This is a genomic window from Vibrio sp. B181a (assembly GCF_030248375.1).
GTDB lineage: Bacteria > Pseudomonadota > Gammaproteobacteria > Enterobacterales > Vibrionaceae > Vibrio > Vibrio campbellii.
The window spans coordinates 83,310-98,629 of record NZ_JAHGAD010000002.1 but is presented as its reverse complement, the minus strand read 5'-3'; the positions used below and the strand labels follow the sequence as shown (position 1 = coordinate 98,629).

The 15,320-nt window shown below is 44.6% G+C and carries 14 protein-coding genes and 1 tRNA gene; 4 read left to right on the top strand and 11 right to left on the bottom strand.

From position 1 onward, the window contains the following. Positions 1–440: 440 nt before the first annotated feature. The 7 genes from KIO97_RS01085 to KIO97_RS01055 form a co-directional block, all read right to left on the bottom strand. Positions 441–1,691, bottom strand: a complete 1,251-nt coding sequence (locus tag KIO97_RS01085; RefSeq protein ID WP_285380558.1) for an HD-GYP domain-containing protein — start codon at positions 1,689–1,691, stop codon at positions 441–443. Between the two features lie 141 nt (positions 1,692–1,832). Next, on the bottom strand, positions 1,833–2,831 hold the full coding sequence (locus KIO97_RS01080; RefSeq protein ID WP_285380557.1) for a LacI family DNA-binding transcriptional regulator: 999 nt from the start codon (positions 2,829–2,831) through the stop codon (positions 1,833–1,835). Positions 2,832–2,936: 105 nt separating this feature from the next. Continuing rightward, the gene (gene chbG / locus KIO97_RS01075) at positions 2,937–3,692 is read right to left on the bottom strand and encodes a chitin disaccharide deacetylase (protein WP_050905274.1); all 756 of its coding nucleotides are present in this window, start codon (positions 3,690–3,692) and stop codon (positions 2,937–2,939) included. Between the two features lie 17 nt (positions 3,693–3,709). Further along, positions 3,710–5,032: a 6-phospho-beta-glucosidase gene (locus tag KIO97_RS01070; RefSeq protein WP_285380555.1), complete on the bottom strand. Its 1,323-nt coding sequence runs from the start codon at positions 5,030–5,032 to the stop codon at positions 3,710–3,712. A 10-nt stretch (positions 5,033–5,042) separates the two neighbouring features. Further along, positions 5,043–5,354 (bottom strand): PTS lactose/cellobiose transporter subunit IIA, encoded by a 312-nt coding sequence (locus tag KIO97_RS01065; RefSeq protein ID WP_005432874.1) that lies wholly within the window; start codon positions 5,352–5,354, stop codon positions 5,043–5,045. Between the two features lie 47 nt (positions 5,355–5,401). Continuing rightward, on the bottom strand, positions 5,402–6,736 hold the full coding sequence (locus tag KIO97_RS01060) for a PTS sugar transporter subunit IIC (protein WP_010450374.1): 1,335 nt from the start codon (positions 6,734–6,736) through the stop codon (positions 5,402–5,404). Positions 6,737–6,824: 88 nt separating this feature from the next. Next, positions 6,825–7,130: a PTS sugar transporter subunit IIB gene (locus KIO97_RS01055; RefSeq protein WP_274290812.1), complete on the bottom strand. Its 306-nt coding sequence runs from the start codon at positions 7,128–7,130 to the stop codon at positions 6,825–6,827. Positions 7,131–7,378: 248 nt separating this feature from the next. On the opposite strand from KIO97_RS01055, the gene cod reads away from it, so the two are divergent. Continuing rightward, positions 7,379–8,662, top strand: coding sequence for a chitin oligosaccharide deacetylase (gene cod / locus KIO97_RS01050; RefSeq protein ID WP_285380551.1), 1,284 nt, complete (start codon positions 7,379–7,381; stop codon positions 8,660–8,662). A gap of 465 nt (positions 8,663–9,127) precedes the next feature. Here cod and KIO97_RS01045 read toward each other — a convergent pair. Together KIO97_RS01045 and KIO97_RS01040 are read right to left on the bottom strand one after the other, a co-directional pair. Continuing rightward, positions 9,128–9,212 (bottom strand) — tRNA-Leu (locus tag KIO97_RS01045). Positions 9,213–9,389: 177 nt separating this feature from the next. Next, complete coding sequence (locus KIO97_RS01040) at positions 9,390–10,055, bottom strand: SDR family NAD(P)-dependent oxidoreductase (protein WP_285380549.1); 666 nt, start codon at positions 10,053–10,055, stop codon at positions 9,390–9,392. Between the two features lie 236 nt (positions 10,056–10,291). On the opposite strand from KIO97_RS01040, the gene KIO97_RS01035 reads away from it, so the two are divergent. Next, on the top strand, positions 10,292–10,771 hold the full coding sequence (locus KIO97_RS01035) for an RDD family protein (RefSeq protein ID WP_005432836.1): 480 nt from the start codon (positions 10,292–10,294) through the stop codon (positions 10,769–10,771). A 73-nt stretch (positions 10,772–10,844) separates the two neighbouring features. Here KIO97_RS01035 and lptG read toward each other — a convergent pair whose 3' ends face one another. Next, entirely contained in the window at positions 10,845–11,915 is a 1,071-nt protein-coding gene (gene lptG, locus KIO97_RS01030; RefSeq protein WP_005432857.1) for an LPS export ABC transporter permease LptG, read from the bottom strand. A 3-nt stretch (positions 11,916–11,918) separates the two neighbouring features. Then, positions 11,919–13,019: an LPS export ABC transporter permease LptF gene (lptF, locus tag KIO97_RS01025; RefSeq protein WP_005432848.1), complete on the bottom strand. Its 1,101-nt coding sequence runs from the start codon at positions 13,017–13,019 to the stop codon at positions 11,919–11,921. Between the two features lie 200 nt (positions 13,020–13,219). On the opposite strand from lptF, the gene pepA reads away from it, so the two are divergent. Beyond that, positions 13,220–14,728: a leucyl aminopeptidase gene (pepA, locus tag KIO97_RS01020; RefSeq protein ID WP_005432840.1), complete on the top strand. Its 1,509-nt coding sequence runs from the start codon at positions 13,220–13,222 to the stop codon at positions 14,726–14,728. A gap of 115 nt (positions 14,729–14,843) precedes the next feature. Further along, on the top strand, positions 14,844–15,293 hold the full coding sequence (locus KIO97_RS01015; RefSeq protein WP_005432852.1) for a DNA polymerase III subunit chi: 450 nt from the start codon (positions 14,844–14,846) through the stop codon (positions 15,291–15,293). Positions 15,294–15,320: the final 27 nt, after the last annotated feature.

The following is a 15,320-nucleotide window of genomic DNA, read 5'->3' as shown; positions in this document are numbered from 1 at the left end:
TTTGAATTGACTGTGCTGAGTCTTTCGACTCAATGGTCACTTCGTATCATTGAAACCTAATTTGAAGCCGAAGCTTCTAATTGGATTATCATCAACGAGTGCCCACACAGATTGATAGGTCTATATTTTTAAAGAGCTTGCTTATCAAGAAGTTTTTCTCTCAAAGCGGAGGTGCATTCTAGCGAGATAATTGAGAGTGTCAAACACTTTTTTCAACTAATTTTTCGTAGAAGCTTTTTACCTCTCCGACTCTGCTGAAGCCTTATGGCGTCTGCCGTGTCGATGGATGCGCATTATAGGGAGAAGATTTTCTTTGGCAATACTAAAAATGCATTTTTTCTAAAAAAACATGCCAAATGGATACTTTCCATCCAACCTTAAAATTACCCAGAAATAACACTCAGGATCTCTACAATTTACCCACAAAAAGCTGTGGATAACTACTCGTCACTATCGAAGAAGTAAGAAATGCGTGAACGCGGATTGAGGTAATCTTTGATTTTTTCCGGCAATTTAGATGGATGAATCGCATTAACTATCTTTATATCCTTTGATGCAAGGTCGATAATTGGCGCTTGAGTTCTGGGAACCGCTGGATCGTAGACCAGCACATTCGGAAACAATAGATGAGATGCATTCACTGAGATAACCAAACCCACCATATTATTAGAAAGCTGAACCACAGTCCCTGGAGGGAACACCCCCATAAACTTAATTAAGATATTAAGGTTCTCTTCTTTATATAGGTGTTTGCAGTTCTTATATAAGTGGGAAAGTGCCGTATATGGGATTTTTTGCTCAGCAGCAACCGGGGTATGGCACAGATTATCAAAAGCGTTAGCTACAATAATCACTTGTGCAAGTTCATCAATCTCATCTCCTTTTAGGCCTTCAGGGTAACCCGAGCCATCACGAAGCTCGTGATGCTGCACTATTACCGTCTTTGCACTTTCTGGAAAGCCTTCAATCTGATTAGCCATATCTAAGCCATACTTGGTGTGCAGCTTTAGATAGTTGCTTTCAGGTTCACTGAGGGGAACTTGCTTCCTTAATATGGCTGTTGGAATTTTGATTTTGCCCATATCATGGAACAAAGCCGCAAAAGAAAGCGCTTTGAGTTGCTCTGCAGAGTAACCCTTCGCTCGCCCAATCATCATCGCAATGACAGCAACGTTGAGAGAATGGAAATAGATATCTTCAAATTCATTCTTTCCGTTCATCAAATGAAGAGTCACATTGTCATCACACATTAACTTCTCAACGATATCGTCGATGAGTTGCTTCGCTTCCCCTACTGCATCAGCAGGACGGTTGCGAATCTTGGTCATAACTGAACGCATGCGAGCAAGCGAGCGTTCGAATTCTTTTTCGCATTGGATGACGCGACGACGATAAGCACTCAACTTTTCAATTCGCTTTTGTTTTTCTTGCCATAGTTTTTGCGCTTCAAGATCTAACGCATGAACTTGCTTTACTTCTACTTGAGGTTGATTCGCCGGTAAAGGGGAGGCATCGCTTTGATCTGGATTAAAATATACGAACTTCACGCCAAGATGACGGATCATCTCCACTTGTTCTTGGTCTTTAATTTTGAAGCTGTTGAGTAGAAACGGGTGATCGTTCCACTTTAGCGGAAGACGGATATGTAATCCGGGCTGAATACGATCCACTGTAAGTTTAATTGCTGCCACTGTTCCACTGCTGATAAGACTTTGATGATAAGCATCTAATACTAGTAGATTTTGTAAATGAATTCATCAATAAGGGGAGTGAATAAAGCAGCTCTGTGCATGCCATCAACAAACTTGCACAGAGTGGAGTTAGAAATAGAGTTAGGAAAGTGTGCGGTCTGCTTTACGAAGTTTTAGTTCCGCTTCAAATACTGGCTTGGTATGTAATTGCTGGTCTTTAATTAAACTCATTAACGTTTGTACAGCGACTCTTGCCATATCACTGATAGGAAAATGAACAGCTGATACCGTAGGGTAGAGACTTTCACATAGGTCCACACTATCGAAACTTACTAATGAGATTTGCTCTGGTACTGATATGCGTTTTTCATGCAAGAACTGCATTGCTCCGACCGTCATCTCTTCACTACATGAAAACACAGCCGTCACTTCAGGATGTCGGTGATAAATAGCGGCCATTGCGTCGTAGCCACTTTGACGTCCGTAATTACCTTCTTCACACCAGCTCTCGTCTATATCAATACCAGCAGTTTTCATCGCATCAACATAGCCGAGCTTTCTCAATAAACTGTTATGACGCTGAGAGGGGCCTGTGATACAGGCAATATTTTTATGACCACCAGCGATTAAGTGCTCGACAGCAATTCGGCTAGCATGATGATGATTGAAGGTAACGCAGCGCTCTTCAATACCCTCGACATAACGATCGAGCAACACAAATGGCGTTGGTTGCTTTGCAAGTTCTCGCAAGTGATCATCAGATAGGTAACGACTGTGCAGCACGTAGCCATCGCAACGTAGGTCATTAAAGCGTTGGATAGCTTCTCGTTCCCCGTCAGCAGAGTGGTGACCTTGCGCAGTAATCAGAAATTTCTTATGCATGTCCAATTCGGTCTGCACTTGTTCCATCATCTCACCAAAGAATCCACCCGTGTAGTAAGTAACCAAGAGGCCGACCATGTTACTAGATGAAGTCGCCAGTGAACGAGCAATAGCGCTTGGGCGATAGTTAAGCTCCGCCATAGCAGCTTCAACTTTCTTTCTCGTCTCATCGCGGAACTTACCTTCCCCATTAATAATGCGAGACACGGTGGAACGGTTTACTCCCGCAAGTTCGGCTACATCTTTTATCCTTGCCATAATACAACTAGATCCAACTACTTATGTTTTATTCGTGGTGATAATACAAAAAAGTGGCTGCCAGCAAATCGTAAGGTGTATAGGGGTCGATGCTGACAGCCTTAATCATACACTGACGACTTTACTTGAAGAAATGAGAGCCGAGTAATCCGTGACTGTCATACCATGCTGAGCAAATTCTTGATTCAGTATTGGAGAAGTCAGCACTTGAAGTTCCAGCTCTCTTTGCAAGGCATAGCTACTTTTCAATAATAAGGATTGATCCGCCTCAGCCGGATGACACATCACTTCAACCACATCATATTTAGCTTTCAAGCTCAACAAATGCTTCATGATGCCATCCAAACTAACTCCTTGATCATAAAACTCATCGGTAAAGTAGTACTTCACCTTACTCTCTGTATGGCACAAGCCGCTGCCGCGCAAAGGCACTTTATATTTCTGAGCAACTTTGCGAATCACAGGAAGCAACTGTGGGTGTGTATGCGCATGGTGATGGCTATCTAAATGACTCAGAGACAATCCCAATTTTAGAAATGCCTCGACTTGAGCGATTGCCTCTTGGTAAACCACCTCTTCTTCGAAATCTTGTTTCTTCCATAGCTCATCGTAACTAACAAACTGCGTTTGACCATTGGTAAGATTCAGGTGCCCTGTTACCGGGGCACCTGCAGTAAAACGCAAATGCACGCCAATCTTTAAGTTCGGATTTTGCTTTGCTAATTCCACGGCATGTTCTTCAGCATCCATCCCCACCATCATAGTGGTTGAACGAACCACTCCTTGTTGATGGGCTTTAACAATGCCTTTATTCACACCGGGAGTTAAACCAAAATCATCGGCATTAAAAATTACTTTCATTGGCGTGTCTCCTCGCTCTATAACGTTGTTAATTTGAATTGAGGTAGATAAGGGGCGTTCACTGCTAAGATCTCATCCAATATGGACTTGGCTCGACCAATATCTGGAACAAGTGGGTTATTGGTTAACGCCATTAGTGCTTTGTCGTAGCTTCCTTCAACTGCTGCTTCGATAGCGAGTTGCTCATAAGCTTTAACTTGATGAAGTAAGCCTTTGATATTGCTTGATAGCTCACCAACCGCAAGTGGCTTCGCTCCCCAACTTCCAATTACAGCACTACACTCGATCACTGCATCATCAGGTAAGCCATTGATAGCCCCATTGTTTAACACGTTCACTACGTGGATACTGTTACGGTTGTTATAAATTGAGTCGACGAGGTTTAATGACGCATCTGAGTAATAGGCACCGCCTCGCTCTTCCAACTCTTTTGGTTTGTGGTCTAAATTCGGGTCTTGATACAGCTTAAATAGAGCACTCTCTGTCGCCATAACTTGCTCTGCTCGCGTGCCTTGCTCACCTGCACTCTGCTTTTCTTCTGCTAACATCGCATCGGTTTGATAGAAGTAACGATGATAAGGGCAAGGAATTGCTCCAAGCGCTTTAAGAAATGCCGGATCCCACGGTTCTTCCCAGATATTCTTCATACTGAAGTTAGCGCCATCCCCAACTTTCTCCAGTACGGTTTGAGTAATGTCTTTGCCTTTAAGCCACGCTTTCAATACCCAAACAAGATGATTTAAACCTGCAAACTCAAGTTGAAGCTCTTTCGGCTCGCAATCCATCATTTCAGCAATCATCATTTCCATAGACACCGGAACGTTACACAAACCAATGCTCTTTACGTTGGTGTATTTACTGACCGCTTCTGATACCAAACCTGCAGGGTTAGTAAAGTTGAGCATCCACGCATTAGGCGCTAGCTCTTCAATGTCTTTACAAATATCAAGAATAACCGGAATAGTACGCAGCGCTTTGGCAAAGCCACCCGGCCCTGTTGTTTCCTGACCTATAACGTCATATTTAATCGGAATGCGCTCATCATTCGATCGCGCAGCCAAGCCACCAACGCGGAACTGAGTCATAACAAAATCAGCGTCTTTAATCGCATCTCGGCGATCAAAGCTCGCTTTGATTTCAATATCCGCCCCTGCCTTGTCGACCATTCGTTGTGCTAAGCCTTTAATGATCTCCAATTTCTCTGCGCCAGACTCAATATCCACAAAGTGCATTTGCTTTACAGGCAAGAACTCCAAGCGTTTTATTACGCCCTCAACAAGCTCTGGAGTATAACTACTACCACCACCAATAATGGCGAGTTTGATTGCATTTCTTGGCATAGCGACGTCCTTATTTTTCTGCTAACTGCTTATTCAACGCGACAATTTCCACTGCCATTTCTTGCGCTAAGATGGTCGTCATCAAATGATCTTGAGCGTGTACCATCACCAAGGTCATTGGCACTTTGCCTTCACCCTGATCTTCTTCAATTAGTTGGGTTTGAATCAGGTGGGCTTTGTTGATGCACTCTCTTGCTTGAGAAAGCTTTTCCTCTGCGGCTGAAAAATCCTTCTCTCTCGATAAACGCAATGCCTCATAGCTCAAACTTCTGGCTTCACCTGCATTACAGATAATTTCCATTACGACTAATTCTTGTTCCATCTTTTCTCTCCAGAAACATGGGCTGCCATGTGACAGCCCAATTACTATTAAGCAGTCACGCCTTCGCCAGATGGCTGTTCAGCATCCTTACTTTCTTTGCTCGTAGGTAACTCTTGTTCCATCACCTGCTTCTCAAACATCTTGAAGAACGGCAGATAAATAAAGAGGTCAAGAATCAGTAGGCCAATCACCAACAGCACAGGTGAGAACGTCCAACCACTACCCCATGAAGCACCAATCAATGCAGGCGTTGTCCAAGGTGTAGTCGCAACCCCCATGCCCACAAAGCCAAGCTGTACTGCAAAGTAAGCAATAGTTGCGTTAACGATTGGCGCAAATACAAAGGGAATAAACAGGATTGGGTTCATTACTACTGGGCTACCAAAAATCACAGGTTCATTGATTTGGAAGAAACCCGGCACAGCACTCATTCGGCCGATACTCTTAAGGTGCGCGGAACGGCTAAATGACATCAGCATCACTAGCGCAAGTGTTGCGCCCGAACCACCAATAAAGATATAGAAATCCCAGAATGGTTGAGTAAATACGTTTGGAATTGGTTGACCCGCAACAAACGCATCAATGTTAGCGCTGATGTTGGTAAGGAAGATTGGCGATAGAAGACCCACCACAATCGCCGCACCGTGAATACCAGCAAACCAAAGTAGCTGACACACCAGCAATGCACCAATGATTGCAGGTAAGGTATTCGATGCACTGATCAGTGGCTTGAACATTGCCATCACCGCATCAGGGATCAGCATGTCATATTGAGTTTGAACAAAAATACTCAGCGGATACAAGGTTAGGAATATAGCGAGTACTGGCAAAAGGACCTCGAAAGAACGAGCGATTGCAGGTGGTACTTGCTCTGGCATGCGGATCGTAATGTTGTGCTTTTTCATAAAGCGGTAGAGCTCAACCGCAAAGAAGGCACACATTACCGCGGTAAAGATTCCGGTACCGCCCATGTGCTTCATAGCTAGTGCGCCATCTTTAGCTGGAGCAGCAACCAAAAGGAAGCTCATCAGTGATAATACCGCGCTGGTGATCCCATCCATTTTGTACGCTTTGGCTAAGCTATAGGCAACCCCAAGCGAGACAAATATAGTCATGATCCCCATCGACATATTAAAGGGCATCATAATGGTATCGAAATGTGTGGTGGCGAAGTCTAACCAGACTCGCCCGAGTGTAAATGTGGTGTCTTCAGCAAATGGTGGGAAAGCAAAAATTAAGATAAAACTACCAACAATAATAAACGGCATTGCCACAATAAATCCGTCTCTCATTGCTCTAACATGGGGTTGATTTCCCACTTTTGCCGCAATCGGGGCTATATGCTTTTCGACTATTCCTATAATCGCATCATAAAGCTTCATAGAGTCCATCCTTATTTTTAGACAAAAGAATCCCGCACCAAATATTTATATTTAGTGGATATTCTTCTTTCTATTTAAAGTTATTGAATTAGTTAATCAGTTCTAATGCTTGTTGTAATACTTCTTCCCCTTTCATCATTCCATAAGCTTGTGGAGAAATAGCATCAATATTTTTGCCGTGCTCTTGTGCGGTTTTACGCAGTTCTTCTAGTTGGAATCGCACCTGAGGACCAAGCAAACACACATCGTACTCTTTGATCGCTTCATCAAATGCGTTGACCGATAACGCATCAATCTTGCACTCAAGCCCTTGCTTTTCAGCAGCTTGCTCCATTTTCCTTACTAGCATACTGGTCGACATACCAGCACTACAGCATAAAAGGATTTTTTTCATAGCCTTACTCCCGTTGTGTAAATTTCAATCTACAAAAACTGTAGCAAAAATAACCAACGCAAAAAAGCGCAACCGGTTGCATTGTTCGTGAACCAAATCCCATTTTGGAAAATACGGCCTATTTTTTATTAATTAATTAGGTCTAGGATAAAAGCCAACAAAATAACAAAAATCATTTAATTACATTTATAACTATCAATATTTCACTACTGACAATGTCATAATTAATTTCAACAAAGGAATAGAAAATGAAATTAACAAAACTGGCTATGGTTACACTTTTAGGCTCTGCGCTATCTCAATTCTCTTATGCCCAAGAAGCACCCAAAGGCACCATTTATTTGACCTTTGATGACGGCCCGATTAATGCGTCTATCGACGTTATTAATGTGCTTAATCAACAAGGAGTTAAAGGTACTTTCTACTTTAACGCTTGGCACTTGGACGGCATTGGAGATGAGAATGAGGATCGTGCTTTAGAAGCACTTAAACTTGCTCTAGACACTGGGCATATCGTTGCTAACCATAGTTATGCCCACATGATCCATAACTGTGTCGAAGAATTTGGCCCAAACAGCGGTGCTGAGTGTAATGCAACCGGCGATCATCAAATCAACTCTTACCAAGATCCTGTTTATGATGCGGGGACGTTTGCCGAGAACTTAGCAGTGTTGGAAAGATACTTGCCGAATATCAACAGTTATCCAAACTATCGCGGTGAAGAGTTTGCACGATTGCCTTACACCAATGGTTGGCGTGTAACAAAGAACTTCAAAGCGGATGGCTTGTGTGCAACTTCTGACGATCTAAAGCCTTGGGAACCAGGCTATGTGTGTGACACCGATAATCCATCAAACAGTGTAAAAGCTTCCATTGAAGTACAAAATATTCTTGCGAATAAAGGCTATCAAACTCATGGGTGGGATCTCGACTGGGCACCGGAGAACTGGGGCATTGCAATGCCAGCAAACAGTTTGACGGAAGCAGAACCTTTCCTAGGCTATGTCGACGCCGCTCTTAACAGTTGTGCGCCAACAACGATCAATCCTATCAACTCCAAAGCGCAGGAATTCCCTTGTGGTACTCCGCTACACGCAGACAAAGTTATCGTGTTAACACATGAGTTCTTATTCGAAGATGGCAAACGCGGCATGGGAGCAACCAAAAACTTACCGAAGCTGGCTACGTTTATCCAAATCGCAAAAGAAGCAGGATACATTTTCGATACCATGGATAACTACACACCAGTTTGGCAAGTTGGCCAGGCATACGTTGCTGGTGATTACGTAACGCATTCAGGTACTGTTTATAAAGCGGTTACAACGCACGTCGCACAACAGGATTGGGCACCGTCTTCAACAACTAGCCTTTGGACAAATGCCGATCCTGCAACTAACTGGACACTAAACGTTGCTTATGAAGCTGGTGATGTCGTGACTTACCAAGGTATCCGCTACCTAGTCAACGTACCACACGTATCGCAAGCGGATTGGACTCCAAGCACTCAGAACACCTTGTTCACAGCTCTATAGGCTGTTCCTACTATCACCATGTAGTAGTTTGCGCGAGGCATACCCCTCGCGCTTTTTTTATTTTGAGAAATCATAACGTCGAGGATCTGCCTTAAACATATGATATCGGTAGGCTGATTTGATTGGACAGGCACTCCTGTCGCCACGCTGGATTTGAATTCACAAACCTCAGATACAACAAAGCCCCGACTTTCGTCGAGGCTCTGTCTTAAAATATGGTACCGGTGGGCGGACTTGATTGGACAGGCATTCCTGCCGCCACCGCGAAAGCAACGCTAACTAACATTCTTCTGCTATTTTCAAACGCCCAAAACGACGAAAGGCCGCTATAAAAGCGACCTTTCTATGTATGGTGCCGGTGGGCGACTTGATTGGACAGGCACTCCTGCCGCCACGCTGGATTTGAATTCACAAACCTCAGATACAACAAAGCCCCGACTTTCGTCGAGGCTTTGTCTTGGAATATGGTACCGGTGGGCGGACTTGAACCGCCACGCCCGAAGGCAACGGATTTTGAATCCGTCGTGTATACCAATTTCACCACACCGGCATCTCTGGGCTATTGCCCTTTGATGGTTGGCATTATACGGAAGCTTTTGACCTGCGCAAGCAGAAAAACCTTAAATAACTATCGTTTGCTGATAATTTCGCCACAAAGTGTGACAAAGGAGATCTCATCTTAGCTCAGTCTGCCATTTCACTTTGTTATAACACCAACCATTAAGCCCTATAAACGATTAACGGTAATATCCGAAACGTAACCATTACCAATATTAGATAGCGCACCATGGATCATTTGCGCCGCATCACCGGCACTCATAAAGCTGCTCGTATCTAATGACTTACCACTCGTTTCCCAAAACTCGGTTGCCATGCCACCTGGATATACGGCAATAATTTTCATTGGTTTACCTTTTAACTCCATACGAACGGACTCAATCAAACCTTTAACTGCCCACTTCACCGCACAATAAGTCGATTCTTGTGCCTTTGGCTGTTGTGCCGCTGTCGACATTACCATCACAACATTTACAGGCTGCTCTTGATAACGCTTTACCAACTCTTTTAGGACATGAATTGCGGAGGTGAGATTGTTTTCAATCAGCTTTTGAATCTCTTGCGGGTCTTGCTCGGTCAACAAACCAAAATAACCACTTCCCGCACAATGAATCACGGTAGTAGGCGCTTGAGGTAACTCATCAAATAAATTCTCCACTTGCGATGCGTCGATCAGATCACAACTTCGCACCTGAGCTTTACTTGAGAGGTGTTGAGCAAGCGTATTTAACTTCTTTTCGCTGCGGCCAGTTAACAGTGTTTCTTCGCCTTGGGCATCATACAACTTAGCGAGCTGTGCTCCTAAGCCACTGCTTGCGCCTGTAATTACTATCATCTTGCACCTCTATTACATCATTCGTAATCTTGTTTTCTAAGCAAGGTAACCCATGTTTGGGGCTTTCACAGGTTGCATGGTAGGAAGTTTGAACTCGATTGCTTTGTTGAGTGGCTGATTAGCGATAAAGCACTTGTGATTTGCCCGTAATTAGAGACTCTGTGCGTTAGCTCTCTTTTCACAAGCTGATGGAATCTATATTCTGACGCACAATTTTAAAGGTAAGTGATGGAACTATGACTACTTCTACAACTCTTCCACCAGCAGGCTTTTTCCGTCGACTCGCAGCGTTGTTTTACGACACACTGATTATCCTCGCGATTGAGATGATGGCTGCAGGCGTAGTAATGGCGATTGTTTTTGCGCTTAACGCGGCAGGCTTGTTGAGCTACGGAGAATATGTGGATGCAGCAGACATGCTAGGAAAGCATCCAGTATTAAGCCCACTATTTACACTGTATCTTGCAGTGGTGTGGATCTACTTCTTTGTGTTCTTCTGGACTCGCGCGGGCCAAACCTTGGGTATGCGAGCTTGGAAAATGCAGATTCGTAACAGTAAAGATGGCGCACCAATTACGATTACTCAGGCACTAATTCGCTTAGCGACATCTGGCTTCGGCTTGGCAAACTTAACGGTGCCAATTGACCCACAAAAACGTGGTTTCCACGATATTTGGGCAAAAACCGAAGTTGTTGTCTTACCGAAAGCAAAATAGCGAAGCAACAAAAGCAGAATAGAAAAAGGAAGGCACAGTGCCTTCCTTTTTTATGTTTTTCGCTTTTGAAAGCCTACAGTTTTCTTCTTAGCAAAGATACCGCGATTGCTAGGAACACCAAGCTAGGGGCTAATGCACCGAATACAGGCGGAATGCCGTATACCAAGGTTAGCGGCCCAAAGAACTCACTGGATATGTAGAAGGTAAAACCTGCAACTACCCCCGAAAGCACCCTTGCTCCCATGGTCACGCTACGCAATGGTCCGAATACAAAGGACAGCGCCATCAGCATCATTACCGCGATGGAAAGTGGCTGAGAAAGCTTGCGCCAAAATGCCAGCTCATAGCGTGAGGCGTCTTGCTCTGAAGCTTTCAAATAGGTCACGTAGTCATACAAACCGCTTAGAGAAAGCTCTTCTGGCTTCACCGTCACAACCGCAAGCTTATCTGGCGCGAGCGAGGTGTGCCATTCCATCTGCTCTACGTCACGCTTGGTAATGACGTTCTCATTCTCCATATCCGTGACTTGTACGTAACGCATCAACCAGTTGTTGTCTTGCTGGTAATCCACTTCTTCAGCAAAGATGACTTTATCTAGTTTCTTATCTTCATCGAAACGCCACATGTTCAAACCGTAGAGTTTGTCATCTTCCACTTTTCCGATAAAGATGAAGTCATTGGCATCACGAGCCCATACCCCTGCCCGCACAGATACGATACTACCACCAGACAAAGCAAACGCACGCAGGTCACGCGCCATCTTTTGCGCTTCAGGTGCGCCCCACTGACCCAACGTCATGACGATAAGCATCAATGGCACCGCGGTCTTAAGCACTGATAAACCGATATCCAACTTAGAGAAACCCGCCGCTTGCATAACCACAAGTTCAGAGCTTGATGCCAGCATGCCCAAGCCAATCAAGGCCCCCAGCAGCGCGGCCATTGGGAAGAACATTTCGATATCGCGAGGAATACTCAGCAATACAAAGTAAAGCGCATGCATTAAGTCGTAAGCACCACGGCCTACTTTACGCAACTGCTCTACGTATTTGATGATGCCCGACAAGCCAACGAAGGTCGCCAGAACTAAGGCAGTGGTAGAGATGATCGTTCTACCGATGTAAAGGTCTAAGAGTTTAAACACAGCTTACGCGAGCCTCTTCTTGCGGAATTTGTCTTTCATTCGTCGAACCGGAACACTGTCCATCATGTTTGCCAAGATAGCGACAATCAACAACATCGCATTGATTGGCCACATACCAATGGCAGCAGGAATCGCACCATCCTCTAACGCGGACTTCGTTGCACTGATGGCAAGGAAGTACGCTAAGTAAATCAAAATAGCCGGTCCCATTTTAGCGAAACGCCCCTGACGTGGGTTCACCGCCGACAATGGAATCACCAGCATGGTCAAAAGCGGGATACATACAAATAGCGAAATACGCCATTGCAGCTCAGCTTGCGCTTCTGGATCTGGATGACCAATCAAATCGGCCGTTGGATACGCTTCCCAGTCACGCCCTTTTTGCTTCACTTCACGTTGACCAATCAAACCTTCGTATTGATCGAACTTGGTGATCATGTATTCAACGCGAGTCGGCACACCTTCATAGCGCGTACCTTCGTGCATAGTGATGATCTGGCGACCATCCGACAGTTCTTTTACTTCACCAGAAGAAGAAAACATTACGCTTGGTAAGATAGAGTCACGAGGGCGCATCTGTGCGACAAACACATTACTTAGCGTGCTGTCTTTGATGTCATCAATGAACACAACTGAAGAACCGTCAGGTGTTCCTTGGAACTGACCTTTTTTAAGTAGGTCTACGCTATTTTCAGCAGCAACTTGTTCGTAAAGTTGCTCTACGCGGTCTTGCGACCAAGGTGATAGCCATAATGCGTTAAACGCCGCCACACCAGAGGTAATGATCGCTAAGTACAACGCAGCCTGCACCAAGAACTTGTTCCCGATGCCTGTCGCGTTCATCACCACGATTTCACTTTCCGCATATAGGCGACCAAATGTGATCAATATGCCGATGTACAAACTCAATGGCAGCATTAATAGTCCCATTGCTGGCATGTTTAAACCAACCACTGAGAAAATTAATCCAGCAGGAATATCCCCGTCCGAAGCATCAGCGAGAACACTGATAAACTTCTGGCTCAAAAACACCAAAAAAAGCACGAAGAAAATCGCAAATTGGCTCTTGAGTGTTTCGCGGATCAAATATCTAACAATAATCACGCTGAAATTACCTATACAAAACTTGTTTTTTTGGTCGAATCACTATAGTTTCCCGTTGAACCATTTATTTTTTTAAAAATTATAAACTAGATGTTAGCGCTTAAATCAGCTCTGTTGGTAAGACCTGAGCTTAAATTCAACAAGTAAGCGATCATTATCTAACATTTAGAGCAATTTGTCTTCAGGATGTAGGAGTACGCATGGAGTTCAGTGTTAAAAGTGGCAGTCCAGAGAAACAACGTAGCGCATGTATCGTTGTTGGTGTGTTTGAACCACGTCGCCTTTCTCCAGTAGCCGAGCAACTTGATAAAATCAGTGACGGTTACATCAGTTCACTACTTCGCCGTGGTGATCTAGAGGGTAAACCTGGTCAGATGCTGCTACTGCATCAAGTACCAGGTGTTTTGTCAGAGCGCGTTCTACTTGTAGGTTGTGGTAAAGAACGTGAGCTAGGCGAGCGCCAGTACAAGGAAATCATTCAAAAGACGATCAGCACACTTAACGAAACAGGTTCTATGGAAGCAGTATGTTTCCTAACTGAACTTCACGTTAAGGGTCGCGATACTTACTGGAAAGTTCGTCAGGCAGTAGAAGCGACTAAAGATGGTCTTTACACATTCGATCAGTTCAAGAGCGTTAAGCCAGAAACTCGTCGTCCACTGCGTAAGCTAGTATTCAACGTACCAACGCGTCGTGAACTAAACCTAGGTGAGAAAGCAATCACTCACGGTCTAGCTATCGCATCTGGTGTGAAAGCATCAAAAGATCTTGGCAACATGCCACCAAACATCGCAAACCCAGCGTACCTTGCTTCTCAAGCACGTCGCCTTGCTGACGATTACGAAACAGTAACCACCAAGATCATTGGTGAGCAAGAGATGGAAAAACTGGGCATGACATCTTACCTAGCAGTAGGTCGTGGTTCGAAGAACGAATCAATGATGTCTATTATCGAATACAAAGGTAACCCAGAGTCAGAAGCAAAACCTATCGTACTTGTCGGTAAAGGTCTGACGTTCGATTCAGGCGGTATCTCTCTAAAACCTGGTGAAGGTATGGATGAGATGAAGTACGACATGTGTGGTGCTGCGTCTGTATTCGGTACAATGAAAGCGCTAGCGAAGCTAAACCTACCAATCAACGTTATTGGTGTTCTAGCAGGCTGTGAAAACATGCCAGGCAGCAACGCTTACCGTCCAGGTGACATCCTAACAACCATGTCTGGTCAAACCGTAGAAGTTCTAAACACGGATGCAGAAGGTCGTCTTGTTCTTTGTGACGCACTGACTTACGTAGAGCGTTTCGAACCAGACTGCGTAGTAGATGTTGCAACGCTAACGGGTGCTTGTGTTATCGCACTAGGCCACCACATCAGCGGCGTAATCTCTAACCACAACCCACTTTCTCATGAGCTAGTAAACGCTTCTGAGCAAGCGAGTGACCGTGCATGGCGTCTACCAATGGCAGACGAGTACCACGAGCAGTTGAAGAGCCCATTTGCTGATATGGCAAACATCGGTGGTCGTCCTGCTGGTACTATCACTGCGGGTTGCTTCCTGTCTAAGTTTGCTAAAAAGTACAACTGGGCACACGTCGATATCGCAGGTACTGCGTGGAAATCAGGCGCAGCGAAAGGCTCAACGGGCCGTCCTGTCTCAATGCTTGTCCAATTCCTTTTGAACCGCAGCGGCCAAGAGACAGAAGAGTAATTTCTGAACGACATCTAAAAGGGCCGCAAGGCCCTTTTTTATTACCTCGATTTTCTAAAATGAAAATCGGATTTAATATGGTTTCAGGAAGAGACCAACGGCAAGTGAGAGAATGATGCAAACTGCAACCTTCTACATCATTAACGAAGAGAGCCCGCAAGCAACGGTGGCTGGCTTTGAAGAATACATTGTTTTTTTGGCTCAGCACTTTGCTCGCCAAGGGGCAAAAGTATATCTGAACTGCCAAGACAAACCACATGCCGAGCAGCTCGCTGAAGCCTTTTGGCAAATTGATGCAGACAAGTTCATGGCACATAATCTTGTAGGTGAAGGACCGAAATACGCCACCAATATTGAAATCGGCCATGAAGGTGTAAAACCTAACTGGAACCGTCAGCTGGTAATTAATTTGGCGGAAAATGAGACAACCTTTGCGAACAAGTTTGCTCAAGTGGTAGACTTCGTGCCTTGCGAAGAAAAAGCTAAACAGCTCGCAAGAGAAAGGTATAAAATTTACCGTCAGGCAGGTTATCAACTGCAAACGATCGAAATTCAATATCCTTAACGGTCAATCCTTATAGTTAAGCTCTCC